The sequence below is a fragment of the Pseudomonas putida genome, assembly GCA_041879295.1.
Lineage (GTDB): Bacteria > Pseudomonadota > Gammaproteobacteria > Pseudomonadales > Pseudomonadaceae > Aquipseudomonas > Aquipseudomonas putida_Y.
This window is the reverse complement of sequence record CP047154.1, coordinates 22,764-38,892: the sequence shown is the minus strand read 5'-3', so window position 1 is coordinate 38,892 and position 16,129 is coordinate 22,764. Positions and strand designations below refer to the sequence as shown.

The 16,129-nt window shown below is 61.0% G+C and carries 25 protein-coding genes and 1 pseudogene; all 26 read right to left on the bottom strand.

Annotation, left to right across the window (positions count from 1 at the left end):
- Positions 1–70: 70 nt before the first annotated feature.
- The 26 genes and pseudogenes from GST84_27885 to GST84_27760 all read right to left on the bottom strand — a co-directional run bounded on the left by GST84_27885 (position 71) and on the right by GST84_27760 (position 16,082).
- Entirely contained in the window at positions 71–325 is a 255-nt protein-coding gene (locus GST84_27885) for a hypothetical protein (GenBank protein XGB16142.1), read from the bottom strand.
- 218 nt (positions 326–543) lie between these two features.
- Positions 544–1,095 (bottom strand): single-stranded DNA-binding protein, encoded by a 552-nt coding sequence (gene ssb, locus GST84_27880; protein ID XGB16141.1) that lies wholly within the window; start codon positions 1,093–1,095, stop codon positions 544–546.
- A 51-nt stretch (positions 1,096–1,146) separates the two neighbouring features.
- The gene (locus GST84_27875; protein XGB16140.1) at positions 1,147–1,461 is read right to left on the bottom strand and encodes a hypothetical protein; all 315 of its coding nucleotides are present in this window, start codon (positions 1,459–1,461) and stop codon (positions 1,147–1,149) included.
- Positions 1,462–2,116: 655 nt separating this feature from the next.
- Positions 2,117–2,302, bottom strand: a complete 186-nt coding sequence (locus GST84_27870; protein XGB16148.1) for a hypothetical protein — start codon at positions 2,300–2,302, stop codon at positions 2,117–2,119.
- Between the two features lie 74 nt (positions 2,303–2,376).
- On the bottom strand, positions 2,377–2,727 hold the full coding sequence (locus GST84_27865; protein ID XGB16139.1) for a hypothetical protein: 351 nt from the start codon (positions 2,725–2,727) through the stop codon (positions 2,377–2,379).
- 60 nt (positions 2,728–2,787) lie between these two features.
- The gene (locus GST84_27860; protein ID XGB16138.1) at positions 2,788–3,291 is read right to left on the bottom strand and encodes a hypothetical protein; all 504 of its coding nucleotides are present in this window, start codon (positions 3,289–3,291) and stop codon (positions 2,788–2,790) included.
- A gap of 16 nt (positions 3,292–3,307) precedes the next feature.
- Positions 3,308–3,736: a hypothetical protein gene (locus GST84_27855; protein ID XGB16137.1), complete on the bottom strand. Its 429-nt coding sequence runs from the start codon at positions 3,734–3,736 to the stop codon at positions 3,308–3,310.
- Positions 3,737–3,791: 55 nt separating this feature from the next.
- Entirely contained in the window at positions 3,792–4,628 is an 837-nt protein-coding gene (locus GST84_27850; protein ID XGB16136.1) for a DUF932 domain-containing protein, read from the bottom strand.
- A 680-nt stretch (positions 4,629–5,308) separates the two neighbouring features.
- A complete protein-coding gene (locus GST84_27845; protein ID XGB16147.1) occupies positions 5,309–5,569 on the bottom strand; it encodes a hypothetical protein in 261 nt (86 codons plus the stop codon).
- Positions 5,570–5,580: 11 nt separating this feature from the next.
- Entirely contained in the window at positions 5,581–5,889 is a 309-nt protein-coding gene (locus GST84_27840; protein ID XGB16135.1) for a hypothetical protein, read from the bottom strand.
- Positions 5,879–6,691, bottom strand: coding sequence for a 3'-5' exonuclease (locus GST84_27835; GenBank protein XGB16134.1), 813 nt, complete (start codon positions 6,689–6,691; stop codon positions 5,879–5,881). Before GST84_27835 ends, GST84_27840 begins: the two co-directional genes overlap by 11 nt.
- A gap of 14 nt (positions 6,692–6,705) precedes the next feature.
- Entirely contained in the window at positions 6,706–7,242 is a 537-nt protein-coding gene (locus GST84_27830; protein ID XGB16133.1) for a hypothetical protein, read from the bottom strand.
- Between the two features lie 6 nt (positions 7,243–7,248).
- The gene (locus tag GST84_27825) at positions 7,249–7,686 is read right to left on the bottom strand and encodes a PIN domain-containing protein (protein ID XGB16132.1); all 438 of its coding nucleotides are present in this window, start codon (positions 7,684–7,686) and stop codon (positions 7,249–7,251) included.
- Positions 7,683–7,919: an AbrB/MazE/SpoVT family DNA-binding domain-containing protein gene (locus GST84_27820; GenBank protein ID XGB16131.1), complete on the bottom strand. Its 237-nt coding sequence runs from the start codon at positions 7,917–7,919 to the stop codon at positions 7,683–7,685. The genes GST84_27825 and GST84_27820 overlap by 4 nt, the downstream gene beginning before the upstream one ends.
- A 9-nt stretch (positions 7,920–7,928) precedes the next feature.
- On the bottom strand, positions 7,929–8,354 hold the full coding sequence (locus GST84_27815; GenBank protein ID XGB16130.1) for a DUF192 domain-containing protein: 426 nt from the start codon (positions 8,352–8,354) through the stop codon (positions 7,929–7,931).
- Between the two features lie 362 nt (positions 8,355–8,716).
- A complete protein-coding gene (locus GST84_27810) occupies positions 8,717–9,367 on the bottom strand; it encodes a KrfA (protein ID XGB16129.1) in 651 nt (216 codons plus the stop codon).
- Positions 9,368–9,974: 607 nt separating this feature from the next.
- The gene (locus GST84_27805) at positions 9,975–11,111 is read right to left on the bottom strand and encodes an RNA replicase (protein XGB16128.1); all 1,137 of its coding nucleotides are present in this window, start codon (positions 11,109–11,111) and stop codon (positions 9,975–9,977) included.
- Complete coding sequence (locus tag GST84_27800) at positions 11,098–11,715, bottom strand: recombinase family protein (protein XGB16127.1); 618 nt, start codon at positions 11,713–11,715, stop codon at positions 11,098–11,100. The genes GST84_27805 and GST84_27800 overlap by 14 nt, the downstream gene beginning before the upstream one ends.
- Positions 11,716–12,034: 319 nt before the next feature.
- Positions 12,035–12,286 (bottom strand): annotated as a pseudogene (locus GST84_27795) (hypothetical protein).
- 10 nt (positions 12,287–12,296) lie between these two features.
- Positions 12,297–13,385, bottom strand: coding sequence for a DNA cytosine methyltransferase (locus GST84_27790; protein XGB16126.1), 1,089 nt, complete (start codon positions 13,383–13,385; stop codon positions 12,297–12,299).
- Positions 13,386–13,388: 3 nt separating this feature from the next.
- The gene (locus tag GST84_27785) at positions 13,389–13,706 is read right to left on the bottom strand and encodes a theronine dehydrogenase (GenBank protein XGB16146.1); all 318 of its coding nucleotides are present in this window, start codon (positions 13,704–13,706) and stop codon (positions 13,389–13,391) included.
- 29 nt (positions 13,707–13,735) lie between these two features.
- A complete protein-coding gene (locus GST84_27780; protein XGB16125.1) occupies positions 13,736–14,104 on the bottom strand; it encodes a hypothetical protein in 369 nt (122 codons plus the stop codon).
- 635 nt (positions 14,105–14,739) lie between these two features.
- Positions 14,740–15,081 (bottom strand): hypothetical protein, encoded by a 342-nt coding sequence (locus GST84_27775; GenBank protein ID XGB16124.1) that lies wholly within the window; start codon positions 15,079–15,081, stop codon positions 14,740–14,742.
- 10 nt (positions 15,082–15,091) lie between these two features.
- Positions 15,092–15,403: a hypothetical protein gene (locus GST84_27770; GenBank protein ID XGB16123.1), complete on the bottom strand. Its 312-nt coding sequence runs from the start codon at positions 15,401–15,403 to the stop codon at positions 15,092–15,094.
- Between the two features lie 4 nt (positions 15,404–15,407).
- On the bottom strand, positions 15,408–15,824 hold the full coding sequence (locus tag GST84_27765) for a hypothetical protein (GenBank protein XGB16122.1): 417 nt from the start codon (positions 15,822–15,824) through the stop codon (positions 15,408–15,410).
- A gap of 3 nt (positions 15,825–15,827) precedes the next feature.
- The gene (locus GST84_27760; GenBank protein ID XGB16121.1) at positions 15,828–16,082 is read right to left on the bottom strand and encodes an H-NS histone family protein; all 255 of its coding nucleotides are present in this window, start codon (positions 16,080–16,082) and stop codon (positions 15,828–15,830) included.
- Positions 16,083–16,129: the final 47 nt, after the last annotated feature.

Here is a 16,129-nt window from a genome sequence, read left to right as displayed (position 1 = left end):
AGGTAACTCCTTTTTTCGCAGAGGAAGGCCCGGAGCGGTTGCCGCCGCTGGTATCCGGGCCAGGATTGGTTTACTTGGTCAGGCGCTCGCTGCGCACAAAGCCTTCGCACATGTCACGGAAGATCGTGGCGTGCAGTTCCAGCGGGAACTCGGCGATCACCTCGCGGCGACCGATGCCGCCACGCTGGGCAACGATCATGTACATGGTGACGTTGGCTGGGGTCTGGTTCGGGCGAGCCTGATGGGACACTTCAACGGTGAAGCCGCTGAACTCGCGCAGGGCCTCGGCTTCGCTGAAATACAGGATGTGGGTTTCGATAGTCATGGGTTGAATCTCCTTTCGCAGATTGCCCCGGAGCGGTTGCCGCCGCTGGTGTCCGGGGGTGTCGAGGCGGTATTGCTTCGACGTGGTTAGTATCTCAAAAAGCGGCCCTTACGTCAACTATTCGTCAAACAATATTTGACCTAAAGTTTACTGGAATTCCACCGATCACAGGGCAAAAAAAAGCCCCGGACGTGTCCAGGGCGGGGAAGGCAGTCGCGTCACTGCATCATCCAAGTGAAGCGGTACGGATCCATGAACGGAATATCGTCGTCGAAGCTGTCGAAGTCGGCGGCGGGCTGCGGGGAGGGTTGCGGCGGCTGTTGCTGCGCTGGTCGCCGTTGGGCCTGCTGTGGTCGCTGTGCCTGCTGGCGGGGTGCCTGCTGCTGGCCTTGATTGTACGGATCACCGCCTTGCTGTTGGTTCTGCGGACGCCCGCCCAGCAGCTGCATGGTGCCTTGCATGTCCACGATGATCTCGGTGGTGTAACGCTTGATGCCGTCCTTCTCCCATTCGCGGGTCTGCAACTTGCCCTCGATGTAGCACTGGGAGCCTTTGCGCAGGTACTCGCCGGCAATTTCCGCGACCTTGCCGAACAGCGAAACGCGGTGCCACTCGGTGCGCTCGACCTTCTGGCCGCTCTGCTTGTCTGTCCACTGTTCGCTAGTGGCCAAGCTCAGGTTGGTAACGGCGTTGCCGTTGGGCAGATAGCGGACTTCAGGGTCTTGTCCGCAAGTGCCAACGAGGATCACTTTGTTTACGCCACGGGCCATGATGAGTCTCCTTTCTCGCGAAAGTGCCCGGTCTAGACCGGGCACGCTGGGTTAAATGAATGCGTCGTTGATTGCTTCGATCAGCAATTGCTTTTCGGTTTCGCTGTGCATGTTGACCAGCATCTCATTGAACAGGTCCACCCCTTTCCGCGAACCCAGCTCGTCGTCCTCGATCACCTCCAGCTCGTAACGGATCAGGTCGATGAGATCGGCCAGAACAATGACCGCGCAGACGTTAAACGGGTGTTGGATCACTGCCTGAGAATCCATGGTTGCCGCCTCCGGTTTGCGCATCCCCTTAGCGAACGAAAGGAAGTCTTCTTTCGTCAGGAAATCGCCGTCCTCTAGAAAGGTGCTGGTATTCATTTTTTGTATCTCCTTCGCAGATTCCCCGGAGCGGTTGCCGCCGCTGGTATCCGGGGTGTCGAGGCGGTATTGCTTCGACGTGGTTAGTATCTCAAATCGGGGCGCTGTCGTCAACTGTTGGTCAAACAATCTTTGACGAATAATTGACTTGACGCGGCGCGCTTTTCGGAGCTGCTTAGATGCCGAGGTGGGAGCGGGAGGTAAACATAAAGCGCGCCCGCGAAGCGGGTGCAGCCCCGCTTTTGCCCTGGAGCGTGAGTCTCCCCCGGTGGATCTGCTCGTCAGCCTTCGGTTGGTCGCGGTAAGCCCCGACTACCCGGAGCTGGGCCGCCGTCATGGGGACCGTGGAATAGCGGAGCGACCGAAGGGAGTGAGCATATGCCGCGAAAGCCCCTTGACGGCATAGGCCCAGCGGAGGGTAGGCGATTAGGGCTGATAGCGGCCAGCCGGAGGGTGATGAGCACACCCAGGACGCGCAGGGGCGGCAAGGTGGCCAGCAGGCCGCCGCGCAGGCCGACAGGCCGGAGGGCAAGCGGAGCGCGCAGCACCTGGCGGGCCAGGTGCGCAGGCGAGAGGGATTGAAGCCCGAAGGGGCGAGACGCGGCGCAGCCGTGGCTCGATGCGTAGCACGAAAGCCCGGGCCGCAGGCCTCGCACTAGATCTTCTCGCTGGCCAGGTGGTGGAAGTACCAGGCCAATTCGGGACGCCCCCCGCCCATTTGTTGCTTGATGGCAGTCACCAGATCCTCGCGAACTTGGCCGGTCGCTGTTTCCAGGCGCTGGCGGATCTCATCAACCTCGGCGCTGGCGACCCATTCAAGGCAAGCCAGGTAATCGAGCACGCCCTTTTCCTCTGTTGGTGTAAGCATCTGCAAATCCCTCAGCAGTCAAACTGTCCGTGACAGAAAGGCGCCATCTAGGCCTTTTTCTGTCGGTTAGGTGTCTTCTTTGTGGTCCCTGGTTGGGCCTCCTTTGGCTGCTCATGCTTGGCGGCCATCTGCTTGACCAGCTCGGCTTCCTCGGGGGTGAGCCAGACCATGACGGGCACAAGGCCGACTGTTTGGCGTTCCAGCACGGCGGTTACGCGCTTGATTGCAGCGTGTACAAGCTGCCGCGACTGGCCGATGTTGTTGGCCACCTCGATAGGTTCCTTGCCCTCCACCAGCACCGCCCTGGCAATGTCCAGGGTTTTGGTGGACATGCCCCGGAGCGCAGGCAGGGAAGCGGTCCATTGTTCGGCGGTGTATTTCGGCTGGGTGGGCTGCATTCGCGGTTCCTTACTGTTGGCTAAATGCCCTGCTACCGGCAGGGCTACGGGTCAAGCGTGCTACTGGTTCATTTGCTCGATGAAGCCCCGCGCATGCGCTTCCAGGCGGCGGGCGTCTGTGGTGCCGGCATGGAGCCGGTGCCGTTTGACGCCCTGGGCGGTGGCTTTCCAGATGACGTAAAACGTCCCCTCGTTGTTGCGCTCGATAGTAATGGCAACGCCCTGGTCACTGGTACCAACCTTGGCGGCGACTGCCGCCACGGTTTCGCTTTCCAGTGTCTGGCGGTCCCATACCAGCAGGGGCACAAACTGCGGGTCGTTGATCGCGTCGGCTGTCTCCAGGCCGCCCGCATCGCACAACCACGCTTCGTCGTCATCGTCCCAGGCTTCGGCGGTGATCGGAAACGTCCACGCCAGAAGTGGCCGACCGCCCTGCACCTGGCAGGCGTAAAGCTGGTCAGAGTCGAGCAGAAACGCCACGCAATCCCCAGGGATGAGCAGGCCATGCCCAGGGTTGGCCTTGAGTAACGATCGGTAGGCTTCCAACGTGCGTTCGTAAGTCATGGTCGGTTCCTCGATCTTAGGCCTTGGCCACGGCCAGGGAGTGGGTAGCGATGCGGCGCATGATGAGCAGGTGGGGCAGGGTGGCCAGGCCCGTCAAGGTCCAGTAGCGCCCGCCCCACTGGGCAAAAATGGTCGTCATGTTGCCGTGGTCCAGGTCGGCCAGCTTGAACGACGCGCCCAGCTCGTCGGCGTGGTAGTCGATGACGGGCCGCTGCGAAAGGTTGAACTCGAAACGGGCGGCGGTCGTGCGTGCCGGTGGCGTGCCATAGGCGCGTTCTTGATCGATCAAAAACGCCTCTTCGTCGCCCAGGATGGCGCCGGGGTAACGCACGCGCAGCTCGGGCAGCATCAGGCCGGAATGCTGGGCCATCCACATGTTTGGCCCGATCTGGCGGGCATAGTCGATGATCGCGGTATGGCCAGGGACATAGAAGACTTTGCACATGGTTCGATCCTCCAAGGGCGGGGGAAAGCCGGGCGTTAAACGCCCGGCTCGCCAGTTACGCGGCGGCTTGGCCGCTGCGCAGGGCCTGGGCCAGTACCCACAAGGCGCGATTGAGTTTCACGTCTTGGTCAATGCCGTTAACGGCGCGGGTAGTTGTCCGGCGTCCTTGCTTGTTGCGGCCACGCAAGCCGCCCTTGATGGTGTTTTCCTGCACGCGGTTGAACGTGGTCCAGAGATCGCTTGCGCGGTCTTCGGCACGGCGTGGCATCAGCAGTTGCGACGGCGTGACCGGGGCAGGGCCTTCGGATGGGTCGTAGCGGTAGGCCAGGGCCGCCATGGCGAACGCTTCTTGCTCTTCCTGGCGCAAGTGGTAGTGCTGCATGTCGTCAAGGTTGGCGTCGATCTGCTCGAACTGGCCCAGCACCTCATAGGCACCTTCGATAACGTCGTTAACAACGTCAATGCGGCCGCTGTGGCGCACTTTCTGATCCATCGCCATGTCGCCCAGGACCAGCCCGTTAGCGCACACGAAACGGAACTTGCCGGCCATCATCTGGTAGCTGCTGCTGCCGTCGTGGCTGTTCAGCAGAATGATTTCGTTCGCTTCCTTGCTCATGATGTTGCTGGCATGGCGCAGGCGAATCATGTGCTTGGTGTGCTCGCGTTTGTCGGTGTTGCGGACGCGGGTCTGGCACGCCATGAACGGCTGAAAACCTTCTGTGCGCAGCGCATCGAGCACCTTGACGGTTGGAATGTACAGGTAACGTTCCGAACGGCTGTCGTGCGCTTCCTCGGCAAAGATCGAGGGCGCCACGCGGGCAATCTCGTCATTGGTCAGAGGGGCATCGCTGCGGATCATGCACGGATTACGGAAGTTGCTGGAAAGACGCATTTTTGTATCTCCTTCGCAGATTCCCCGGAGCGGTTGCCGCCGCTGGTGTCCGGGGTGTCGAGGCGGTATTGCTTCGACGTGGTTAGTATCTCAAATCGGGGCGCTGTCGTCAACTGTTGGTCAAACAATCTTTGACGAATAATTGACTTGACGCGGCGCGCTTTTCGGAGCTGCTTAGATGCCGAGGTGGGAGCGGGAGGTAAACATAAAGCGCGCCCGCGAAGCGGGTGCAGCCCCGCTTTTGCCCTGGAGCGTGAGTCTCCCCCGGTGGATCTGCTCGTCAGCCTTCGGTTGGTCGCGGTAAGCCCCGACTACCCGGAGCTGGGCCGCCGTCATGGGGACCGTGGAATAGCGGAGCGACCGAAGGGAGTGAGCATATGCCGCGAAAGCCCCTTGACGGCATAGGCCCAGCGGAGGGTAGGCGATTAGGGCTGATAGCGGCCAGCCGGAGGGTGATGAGCACACCCAGGACGCGCAGGGGCGGCAAGGTGGCCAGCAGGCCGCCGCGCAGGCCGGCAGGCCGGAGGGCAAGCGGAGCGCGCAGCGCCTGGCGGGCCAGGTGCGCAGGCGAGAGGGATTGAAGCCCGAAGGGGCGAGACGCGGCGTAGCTGTGGCTCGATGCGTAGCACGAAAGCCCGGGCCGCAGGCCTCGCGCTATGCCTCGGATGACGGCAGGGCGATCACTCGCCGGCACCCTGCTCCAGCTCCAGCAAGCGCGCTGTGGCGGCCTGCTCGATCAACAAATACAGGCGCTCAACCTGCTGTTGTTCCAGCGCTTTCAACAATTCCAGGGCCTCCACCATGCCCTCGGCGCGGGCCTGGGAAATCAAGCAATTCGCCGCGCTGGTGGCGGTGTTCACTTCGGCCAGGCGCCTGCGCAATACAACCTGATAGCTCGGCGGCAGGATCAGGCCAGGCATCAACTCCGGTTCGTTTCGGATACCGGCCTCCCTCAGTTTTCGCCGACGACCTGGCGCACTTCGGCCATAACCTTGTTCCACTCGTCCACCGCATCAAACATCGCGCCGACCGCTGCCAAGGCGTGCTGTTGCTTGGTGTAAGTGCGGTTCATGTGCTCGGGCACGATCACCACGGTATCCGGGTTGCCGTAGTCCATGAAGCCAACGGTAACGCTGCCATCTTCCATATCGAACATCCGCACAACATCGAGCAGGCGGTTATAGCCTTTCGACTCCCACACCAGCAGGTAACGCACAGCATCTTCCTTGCTTACAACCTTGAAATCGTAATCACTGGACATGTTCAGTTCTCCGCTTGGTAGAAGGTTTGCGCCCATTGGTGCGCTTGTGCAGGTAACGCAGCACGCCCAGGGTCATGCGTGCGTCGGCTAGGGAACGGTGGGCGCCATCCTCCAGCACGCCGCAAGCTCGGGCGGCCTCGATCAGTTTGATCCAGCGCCACTGCCAAGCCCCATAGCGGCCCTCAACCCATTCCCCATGCCATTCGGCATACAGCAGCATGGCGCAGGCGGTGGCCAGTGCAGGCGCGACAAGTCCGTGCCGCTGGTGGGTCTGCGACAGCAGGCGCTCGTCAAAGGAGGCGTTGTAGGCGACGACCGTTCGGCCCGAGACGATAGAAGCGTATTGCTCTGCGATCTCCGGCCAGGCCGGCGCGGTGGCCACCATGTCATTGGTGATGCGGTGAATCCCTGTGGCCTCCGCTGGAATTGGCTGAGTAGGGCGTATCAGCGTGTTGAGTAGGGGCGTGCCGCTCGCGTCGAGGATCGTGATTTCGCACACCTCGTCGCCATCACCCACGCCCGTTGTTTCAGTGTCCAGCAGCAGACAATCCCCCTCGATCAGCGCCTGGGCACGGGCGGCCACGGCCTTCCGCCGAAGCTGCGCCGCGCTCGGCTCCCATTTCCAGGGCACGCAATCGGCGGGATCGTATACATCGTAGGCCCCGCGGCCTTGCCAGACGCTGCCGGCAGGCCGGGTGCTATACCCCGGCATTAGTCGGTGGCGTGCCTTGAGGTCACGGCAGCAAAGCCAGCCGTTGGCCTCCGCTTCCGCTGGGGTGAGGTGAATACGCGCCCTTGCCATGCCGGGGCCTCCTGTCAGTTGTCGCCAGTGATGATCGTGTGACGGGCCTGGGAAACGTCCAGCGTGCCGGCGCGACCGTCTGCAAAGCGAACAGCCATGGTCGTTTCCGGGATGCCGGCGACAGCGTGCGCATCGGCGCGCAACCCTTCCTCGCTGCGGTGGGCCAGCAGCTCGAAAAGCACAAAGGCGTCATTGGCGGCGTCCACGCTATCCCGTGCCAAGGCTTCGTTGAGGCTCTGCTTGAGCCAGTTCGAGGCGGTGGGGTCGGCCAGCGTGGCAGCGATGCTATCGGCAAACTGTGCGGTACCGGATGGCTCGCGGTTGCTGCTGACGGCCTGGGCGGCCTCACGGTCAATAGCGCGCAACTGATCGCGGGCGGGCTGGCTAAGCCCGCTGTGGAACTCGGCAAGCTGGGCCAGGCCGGTGAGCTGCCACCAGGCTGAGGTAAAGCCGTCGCTACGTTCGGGGCCATTGGGCAGGGTAAGCGCACCTTTCAACTGAGTGAGGTGCAGTTGGGCGCAATCAATGATGGCTTGTTCCAGTTCGGTCATGGCGTATCAACTCTTGGTAATGGCGGGTTGGGTCCAGTCCTCAAGGACTAGGCCAGGAACGCGAGCAAATTCGCGAGTGTTGTTCGTGACCAGAACACACCCAGCGGCCAGGGCATGGCCGGCTATCGCTGCATCGTTGTTGCCAATGGGCGTACCCAGGCGGGCGAGGGCGGTGCGGATCTGCGTTGTTTGATCTACGGCGGCGGCGTCCCAGGACAGGATGGCGTCCAGGCGCTGGATGAAGGCATCGACCATCGCTGCAACCTTGGGCGATGCCTTGGGGTTGGCGGCCCCGAAACGCATTTCGGAGTAGGTGATGGCCGAAACGACAATCCGGTGCTGATTAGTGACTGCCTGTTCCAGCTTGGCCAGCACCGCGTCGGGGCGCTCGCGCATGATGAACGAACAGATGTTCGTATCGAGCATGTACGTCTTTTTGCTCATGTGAAGTCACCCAGGAAACGGTCTTCCTCGATCACATCCTTTCGCTCGGTCAGAAAGTCAGGATCTGCGGCCGCCACGTCGCGCAACGATGCCCAGGAGGGGCGCACAGGGCGCAGGATCAGCGTTTCGCCGTCGCGGATAATCTCCAGCTCGGAAACGCCCTGGTACTCCATATCCCGAGGGATGCGGATCGCCTGGTTTCGGCTGTTCATGAAAATGGAAACGGTACGCATGGGAACCTCCTACAAGTTGAAACACGTTGAGGCGGTGATGGTGCTGCCGCGCTCGATGCCCAGGTTTGCAAGCTGGCCGCGTGGCACCTCGATAATGCCGAGGGCGGGCCGCAATGATGAATGCTTGGCGGTTGTGTGTGGCTCCAGCTCTTGTACGCTCTGGATAACCCCGTCTGCTCCGATCCAAGCCGCGTCTAATGGGGCAGGGGTGTTCTTCATCCACACAAATCGCACTGCCGGCGTAGTCCAGAGAAACAGCATGCCTCGCCCTGGATCTGGCCTACCGGCGAGGCCCTGCGCCTGTGCGGCTTCGGTGGTGGCCACGGGTAGGTCGAGTGTCGCGCCATTCTGGAACGACAACCGGCAATCATCGCTATAAGCCGGTGTGGTGAGCACGGCCCCCAAAAGCAACGCAGGTAAGCAGCGGTTGAGCATCGGAACCTCCTTCAATCTCTAAGAGAATCCTAGCATATGGCAAGCATATGTCAACTGAGCAATTGAGCGCTCTGTGGTGCGTCGTTATACTGCGGGCATGCGCTCCTTCGCAGAGCACTAGAAGCCCGTTTTGCATTGCCGTGCAGCGGGCTTCGCCATTTCTGGCCCCCATGTAATCCCTCCCCAAATATCCCCAAATCGTCGTAGAGCCTGGTGCGCGTGGCTGACTAGCGAGGCTTGCCCGAGTCTGTCCGGTGCGAGCGGCTGGCCGCTGCCGGCAGGCAAGAAAAAGCCCGCATCGCGGGCTTGGGGAAGTGCTGATACCGATCAACTCATTAAGTCGGGGATGGTTCGCTTGTGGGTTACTTGCCCTTCTTAGCCAGGCCAAGCTGTTTTTCCAGAGCCTCTACCTGTCCTTCGGCGCGTGCTGCGCGGTCCAGGGCCTGGCGTTCGTTCTTGCGTGCCTCGATAGCTTCTGAGTCCTTTTCGTTGGCCCTGGTGACAGCCCGGTGGATCTCCTGGGCGCTGTGCTCCTTCTGGTGTTTCAACTCCAGCTCGGCGCGTTCCTCCAGAGCATGGTATTTAGCCTGTAGCTCCCGGTATAGGGCTGCGGTTTCCTCCAGGCTGGCGATCTTGGCGCGCAGCTCGTTCAGTTCTGCATCCATGCTGTCAGCCAGTGCAATAGCTTCCTCGGCCTGCTCGCGGATCTGCGCGGCATTCTCTTCGATCACCCGGCGTTTCCCGTCCAGGGCCTGGTCGGCAGCAACGCGGGCCAGATTCCAGATATCGGCGCCGAAGTTCTCAAGCAACTGGGCCAGGGCAGCCGGTGGTGGGTCGATGAGTGGTTGGGCCTCTTGTTGCTTGCGGTTCTTCCACTCGCTCATGGCCTCCTGAATGGTCGTAAAGCTGCCGACGCCACCCAGGCGCTTGCGCACGTTGGCCAGGGTGGGCTTAGTGCCGTCAGCGTCCAGTTCGTCGGCGGCTTTCCAGATCATTTCCTTCGTGAGTGCCATGGGCGTGCTCCGCTGTATGTTGTAGCGTGTAGTATCATACAACATACTACAAAATACAATATAGGCTAACGCGGCCAGTTGGCCTTGTTGGCTCCGCTCCAGCGCGGCGGGCGAGCCACCTCACCAGAGCGCAGCAGCAGATGGGAAGGGTGTCGGGTTGGCCAGGCGTGCCGGTTCGGTGTGCGCCGTGCCGGCGTCGAACGCTACCCGTGAGTTATCCACAAGCCAAGCCAAACCAAGGCCGTTAAAGATTTAAGTTAAAGGGTTAATACGCGCGCGCGTTGTTAGCGTTTTGCGAGGCCTTGATTTACCTGGGCTGGAGGGTGGTTCTGGTCCCCGAAGTGACGAAATTGGCGGTCCCTGGAGTGACGAACCCTAGTCCCCGAAGTGACGAACCGACGGTCCCTAGAGTGACGAATCGTGGTCGCCGAAGTGGTGGAGCGTTTGGGGCGCGATATTCGGTGCGGTCCCTGGAGTGACGAATGCGCAGATAAAGCCCCCGAAGGGGCTGCGGTACAGTTCAAACATATATGAATCAATAGAGAAAAACCCTTACACATCAGTCCATTGCCCCCTTCCGGTCCCTGGAGTGACGAATTGCCATGACTCATGCAGCGGGAGCGGCCTTGGCCTTGCGTGGCTTCTTGATACCGTTGCGCGTGGCTTTGAGCAAGGCCGCTTTGCCGGCGTCGGACTTGTTGAAGAACAACACGGCGTCTTCGTCGGGCAGGTAGGTCATGAAGTAGTCGAGCAAGCTGCCGGCCTCGGCCAGCTCCTTGACCTTAGCGCGAAACTTCTTTTCGGCCTGGGCGCTTCCGACCTTCTTTTGCAGCAGAGCCAGGCCAATCTTCCATTGGCCCTGATCGCCGCAATGTTTCCGGCAAAGCTCATAGATGCGTTTGGCAATGGCGCTGCGCAGCCCAAAATAGTCGCCCGGAATGGTCAACACATCCATGGCCTTCGCGGCGTTAAACGTGGTGTCGGATACCTTTATCCGAATGGCGCACATGCGGTTCTTGGCGCCCCTAGTGATGATCTCCACGTCATCGAGCAGGCCAACCCAGCGACGGCTGCCGTCACGGTCTTTCGTCGACTCAAAGGTGGCCCGCATGCGAGTACCGGTGAGTCTGTCGAAAGCCTTGCTAAGCAGCTCATAGCCGCGCTCGCTGGTACTGCTGCGCGTGAAGCTCAAAAGTTCGTGAGCGGTCGTCTCGATAGTCGGTGATACGGCTATGCCGGCGTTGATCGCAGCCACTAGCTTCGATACGCAAAACAGCACGATATCTTTGTCATGCTGGGTCGCCCGACCGGCAACGCTGGGAGTGATCTCGATTTTGTTCCCGTTGTGCTCGTAGGTGATCTGCCTGGTATCTCCGTCTTCCACGGCGTAGATCGGGTGCTCCATCGTAGGTCGCTCATCTTTGGGGATCGCCGGCAGGCCGGTCGCGATCCAGAAATCGAGCTGCGTTTCGAGCACCACTACTTGTTTGCGTCCCGCTGAGGTCTTCACCGCTTCGCGCCCTGGTGCCTTGTCCTTCGGTTGCTTGGCCTCTTCGCGTTTCAGCCGCTCCGCCGCCTGCTGGTAGGTTTCGCCTGGTCGTGCTTCAGCCTCGATGCGCTTGCGCCACTTGTCGATGTTGATTGCGTCCTGCCCGACCAAGGGGCCTCTGGCCGCTGGCCGACGTTTCGGTGGTGGGGTGGTGGCCACGTCGGGGTCGATATCAAACAACTCATTGGACGACATGCTGGGCCTCCTTGCTCAGATACTTGTAGATGGTTGTTCTGCTGACCTTGAACCTGGCGGCCACGTCGCTCACGGTCGTCAAGGGGTCGGCCAGCAGTATCTTGATATCGCGGATCTCCTTCGCGCCTAGCGTTGGCTTTCGACCCCCTTTGCGTCCCCGTGCGCGGGCGGCCTCCAGGCCGGCCATGGTTCGCTCGCGGTTTAGTTCGCGCTCGTACTCCGCCAGGGTGGCGAAGACGTTCAACTGCATCCGCCCGCCCGCCGTGCTGGTGTCGATGTGTTCGGTGAGCGATTCGAAGCGAACCTGCATGGTTTCCAGTTGGGCCATGAGCTGGAGCAGGTGGGAGAGACTTCGACCGAAGCGGGAAAGCTGCCATACGACAACGGTGTCCCCTGGGCGAAGTGCTTTTAGCATCTGCTCCAGCTCGGGTCGGTTGGCCCTGGCCCCGCTGATCTGTTCCTCATATATCCGCGTGCAACCAGCGGCAATAAGCGCGTCCCGCTGTAGGTCCAGGTTCTGGTCCTGCTTACTGGTCCGCGCATACCCGATGCGCAAGCCACCCGTCAGTATGTCTAGGGTGGACGTGTCTTTGCTGCTACGCATGCAGTTCCTCCTTGTCGGGCTTGCGGGTTCCTGTTTGCGAACACCTAATGATTACACTGAAAAGTTTACGGGAAAGTTTACAGTTTTGTCCCAAAAAAAACGCCCTGGGGCGCTCTTTTTGAAGTGTGCAGCAAACGACCGTTTTCTGCACACTAGATGCAACCCTTTAGGACTTGTCCTTATCTGGCAGGTTGGTGTCCAAAATCGAAACGTCCTCGGCGAGCAAAAATCGGGTATCAGACGATGACTGGTCGATGACGGCCCGTGCGGAATCAACCTTGCGGGTATCAGTAGGCAGCACGTTGTTTTGCAGGGCGCGATGCTCTGCGATGACGGTGCAGTGATCCAGGGAGACAGCTCCCGAAACATCCTCCACCATGATGACCGCTTGGCAGCACATGACGAATGCTCGACCGCAGGTTTTGGTCTGGATCGTCTCGCCCGAACCAAGCAACTCTTCATAGTTCACGGTCACGCCTTCCTTGTGCTGGGCGTTCCAGTCGTAACACTGGATCTTGGCTGCGTCCTCCTGCTCGCGCAGGGTCATATTTGGGCGCATCGGTTTCGGCATAACGGCAGTCCTATGTAGGTGGGTTCTGTGTAGAGATCGCTTGGCGTAGCGCTGACTCGGCAGCGCTATCGTCCATGTCCATGTAGTAAGCATCCGCCACCAGCTCGTCGATCTCGCGGGCGCTCACATTAGCATCGAGCGCGGCGCGTAGCAGGCCGGCGTCGAGTCGGTCGTACTTGTAGGCCATGGCCAGCGCCGGGTTGTCCTGGGCGTTGTTGGCCATGAAGAAGCCGTAGGAAAACCCTTCCGGGGTTGCGCTGCGGGCGTTCTTGGTAGCGAGGCGGTTGCCGCCGAATTTGCGGTGCATCTTCGAGCCGTCCGAGGCCTCGACCGGGGCAATGGGCAGGTTTGCATTGAAGCGGCCCCAAAGCAGGGTTTTCTTCGTGTACGGGTCGCCCAGGTGGTGCGGATCGAAGGCCAGGCGCCACGGCGGAAGACCGCCCAGCTTCTCGATCCGGCCTACCGGGTTCTCGATGGCCCATACGGCAGGCCGGAAATATTCAATGGTGCGCAATGTCTGGTGAACGAGCTGCACGGCGGCAACCGTGCGCCCGTCTGCGTCTTTGGCTGCGAAGTGTCGGGCGCCACTGGTGGCGAATTCTGTGCACGGGCACGCGGCGAGAATGGCGTAGATATCCAGGCCGTCGAAGTCGCCAAACCAGTCACCGAAGAAGCCGGCGCCGAACTCGTTTACGTCGCCGGTAACGGGGTTGTCCTGTATGTCGAAGCGCAGGACCTGGTAGCCGGCATCCTCCCACGGCTGCGACCACTGCCCAGTGTGGTCGAACAGCGACAGCACTACCTTGTCGGCATTCGCCCGCCCTTCGCCCTGGGCGAAGGCGTGGCGTTTCCATTCGGCAATGCGGGCTTGGGCGGCGGCTTGGTCAAGCCAGCCGTGTGACCGGGTGTGGCGGGCCACCTTGTCGGCCAGGCGCACGATCTCGGACGGCCTGGGCGCGTCGAACAAGTGGTGCTCCAGCTCGCCCGAATTCATGGCGCTGAACTCGGCAGCGATCTGGCTTAGCTCGAAGTCGTCAACGCCCAGGGCCTGGCCGGTGAACAGCCCAGGTTGTGCTGGGCGGATCTGCGTACTGAGCATGGTTCACTCCCCCTTGAAGTAGTCGGGGCGCTGCTCCAGCTCGCGGGCGATCAACTCGTCAGCGAACAGCGGCGCGGCCTTCTCGATGCGCTTGGCCATCTTCTGCTTGCGCACCCGGCCTTTGGCCTCGGCACTCCAGCGCTTGACGGCGCGGGACTGGGGGAAGTCCAGGCAAACACCGTAACCCTCGGGGCGGTGCTTCCAAGCCTGGTGCATTTCTTCCGGCATTCGCGTCCCCGCTGGGGCCTCGATCACCAGCAACTCGAAGTCGCCAGGGCAGGGCTGGTGCGGCAGGCACCACCGAAGGGAGTAGCGCCACATGGGCGCTACGTGCTGGGTGGCGGGGGCCATCAGGCGTAATCCCATTTGGCCTGGTCCCAACCGGGCAGCTTGCGCTGTGCCGACTGGCGAATTGCGTGCAGGGTGCGAAACGCAGGGGTCGAGTAGTAGTCGCTGGCCTCGCTCGACTGGTGCTCAAGGCATTCGATCAGCTTGAGGACTTCCAGGGCCGAGAGCCGGCGCACGTCGGTATCCAGCAGGAACAGCTTGTCGGGGGTGTTTTCGCGGGGGTAGCGGACCCGCACAGAACGCACGTTTTCATCCAGCAACTGCTGGCCCTGAGTCTCAAGGATCTCGCGGGCTTCGCGGCCAGGCCTGCCGGTACAGGTGAACATCAGGATGGCCGAAATGTGGAAACGATCGACAACGTAAGCGCTCATCGGTGTATCTCCTTCGCAGATTCCCCGGAGCGGTTGCCGCCGCTGGTGTCCGGGGTGTCGAGGCGGTATTGCTTCGACGTGGTTAGTATCTCAAATCGGGGCGCTGTCGTCAACTGTTGGTCAAACAATCTTTGACGAATAATTGACTTGACGCGGCGCGCTTTTCGGAGCTGCTTAGATGCCGAGGTGGGAGCGGGAGGTAAACATAAAGCGCGCCCGCGAAGCGGGTGCAGCCCCGCTTTTGCCCTGGAGCGTGAGTCTCCCCCGGTGGATCTGCTCGTCAGCCTTCGGTTGGTCGCGGTAAGCCCCGACTACCCGGAGCTGGGCCGCCGTCATGGGGACCGTGGAATAGCGGAGCGACCGAAGGGAGTGAGCATATGCCGCGAAAGCCCCTTGACGGCATAGGCCCAGCGGAGGGTAGGCGATTAGGGCTGATAGCGGCCAGCCGGAGGGTGATGAGCACACCCAGGACGCGCAGGGGCGGCAAGGTGGCCAGCAGGCCGCCGCGCAGGCCGGCAGGCCGGAGGGCAAGCGGAGCGCGCAGCGCCTGGCGGGCCAGGTGCGCAGTAGGAAAGCCGTGGTCAAGGTTTCGCACGGGCAAGAAAAAGCCCGCTTACGCGGGCTTCTGTGGAGGCTTATCGCCGTGGATTGGTGTGCAGGCCCCAGCCGTACACTGGTGGTTGGTCGCTGATGCGAATGCCGCGTGTGTCTTCGCAAATCCGGCCCGCGACTACTGCGCCTGGCGAGTAGATCTGACCGCCCAGCAGGCAGCCACGGGCAGGAGCTGGGGCAGGGCGGTTTGCCTTCGCTTCCAGGGCGGCGAGCTGGGCTGAAATGTTGACCAGCCCCTGATTGACTTGGTGTAGCTGCTCGTTGGTCTGATCCACCTGTTTCGACGTGGCGCAGCCAGTTAGGCCAACGGTGGCCAGCAACAGTGCCGGCAGCAGTTTGCTGATAGTGCGAGTCCTGTTTTCCATAGAGATTTCCTTAACGTGTCATGCCGAACATTGAAATGATCGGGCTGATGGTGCCTTGGTTTTTGTCCGAGCCAGGGCAGGAATTCAAGAATTCTTCCCTGGCCCGGGCTGTTGCCTCGGGTTTGAATTTGCCCTTCTTCTTGACGACGATTGAGAAGAAGTCGGATACCGCTCCGCTGCAATCGCTGTCTGCCAGCGAACCGCCCTTGAGACCTGCTTTGCCTGCCATGCACATCATGGTCTTGCACGGGTCACGGGCTTCTGCGGTGCCTACCAGTGCCAGGCTGGCCAAGAAGGCGACGACGACCGTTGATCGTTTCATAGGACTACTCTCCTTTTAGTCTGTGCTCGATGTGGAAAAATGCGCGGGCCAGGCGGTCGTAGCCGCCTGAGGCGGCAAGGAAGGCGATCAAACCGACTATGGACAGCACAACCAGCTTTGGATCAGGCCAGCCATTGAAGGCCTGGATCACGAACACCACTAGCATCGACACGGCGCCGAACGTCAGCACTAGGCTGATGGGGCGGCGCACAAGCCAAAGCAGCCTGCCTGCGAGGCCGAATAGGTTGCCGGTGGTGATACGCAAAGCATCGATGGCGAAGCGTTTAGCGCCCGAGGCAGCCTTTGCCAAGAACGACGGTTGCTTACCGTTCGCTGCTCGATCCTTCGTGGCCACAGTGCGGATCTTCTGCACCTGGCGGTTCCGCTTTCTGCCTGCGGGCAGTTCAACGACTTCGCCCATATATCAGTCCTCCTTTTCCTGTATCTCGAACTCCGCGAGCTGTCTGCCGGCGTCCAGATACTCCTTCAACCAAGCGGGGCGTTTACCCCTGCCGCTCCACGTATGAAACGGATTGGTTGGATCTCTATACCTGGCCTGGCCTCGCGGCGGTCTTTCTCCCAAAGGTACGAATTCCAGTTCGCGTGTTGTGGGCACGGATTTCGGTTTCCCCGCTGGTTTGCTCTTGTCGGCATCTTTGTCATCGCATTCGCTTGACATGTTCTCAACTGCCCTCATAATAGCGGTTACTCACTGAAATTGCAATT

Coding starts and splice junctions, on each gene's coding strand:
- GST84_27885 (XGB16142.1), bottom strand. CDS start 325: ATGACTATCGAAACCCACATCCTGTATTTCAGCGAAGCCGAGGCCCTG.
- ssb (XGB16141.1), bottom strand. CDS start 1,095: ATGGCCCGTGGCGTAAACAAAGTGATCCTCGTTGGCACTTGCGGACAA.
- GST84_27875 (XGB16140.1), bottom strand. CDS start 1,461: ATGAATACCAGCACCTTTCTAGAGGACGGCGATTTCCTGACGAAAGAA.
- GST84_27865 (XGB16139.1), bottom strand. CDS start 2,727: ATGCAGCCCACCCAGCCGAAATACACCGCCGAACAATGGACCGCTTCC.
- GST84_27860 (XGB16138.1), bottom strand. CDS start 3,291: ATGACTTACGAACGCACGTTGGAAGCCTACCGATCGTTACTCAAGGCC.
- GST84_27855 (XGB16137.1), bottom strand. CDS start 3,736: ATGTGCAAAGTCTTCTATGTCCCTGGCCATACCGCGATCATCGACTAT.
- GST84_27850 (XGB16136.1), bottom strand. CDS start 4,628: ATGCGTCTTTCCAGCAACTTCCGTAATCCGTGCATGATCCGCAGCGAT.
- GST84_27840 (XGB16135.1), bottom strand. CDS start 5,889: ATGTCCAGTGATTACGATTTCAAGGTTGTAAGCAAGGAAGATGCTGTG.
- GST84_27835 (XGB16134.1), bottom strand. CDS start 6,691: ATGGCAAGGGCGCGTATTCACCTCACCCCAGCGGAAGCGGAGGCCAAC.
- GST84_27830 (XGB16133.1), bottom strand. CDS start 7,242: ATGACCGAACTGGAACAAGCCATCATTGATTGCGCCCAACTGCACCTC.
- GST84_27825 (XGB16132.1), bottom strand. CDS start 7,686: ATGAGCAAAAAGACGTACATGCTCGATACGAACATCTGTTCGTTCATC.
- GST84_27820 (XGB16131.1), bottom strand. CDS start 7,919: ATGCGTACCGTTTCCATTTTCATGAACAGCCGAAACCAGGCGATCCGC.
- GST84_27815 (XGB16130.1), bottom strand. CDS start 8,354: ATGCTCAACCGCTGCTTACCTGCGTTGCTTTTGGGGGCCGTGCTCACC.
- GST84_27810 (XGB16129.1), bottom strand. CDS start 9,367: ATGGCACTCACGAAGGAAATGATCTGGAAAGCCGCCGACGAACTGGAC.
- GST84_27805 (XGB16128.1), bottom strand. CDS start 11,111: ATGTCGTCCAATGAGTTGTTTGATATCGACCCCGACGTGGCCACCACC.
- GST84_27800 (XGB16127.1), bottom strand. CDS start 11,715: ATGCGTAGCAGCAAAGACACGTCCACCCTAGACATACTGACGGGTGGC.
- GST84_27790 (XGB16126.1), bottom strand. CDS start 13,385: ATGCTCAGTACGCAGATCCGCCCAGCACAACCTGGGCTGTTCACCGGC.
- GST84_27785 (XGB16146.1), bottom strand. CDS start 13,706: ATGTGGCGCTACTCCCTTCGGTGGTGCCTGCCGCACCAGCCCTGCCCT.
- GST84_27780 (XGB16125.1), bottom strand. CDS start 14,104: ATGAGCGCTTACGTTGTCGATCGTTTCCACATTTCGGCCATCCTGATG.
- GST84_27775 (XGB16124.1), bottom strand. CDS start 15,081: ATGGAAAACAGGACTCGCACTATCAGCAAACTGCTGCCGGCACTGTTG.
- GST84_27770 (XGB16123.1), bottom strand. CDS start 15,403: ATGAAACGATCAACGGTCGTCGTCGCCTTCTTGGCCAGCCTGGCACTG.
- GST84_27765 (XGB16122.1), bottom strand. CDS start 15,824: ATGGGCGAAGTCGTTGAACTGCCCGCAGGCAGAAAGCGGAACCGCCAG.
- GST84_27760 (XGB16121.1), bottom strand. CDS start 16,082: ATGTCAAGCGAATGCGATGACAAAGATGCCGACAAGAGCAAACCAGCG.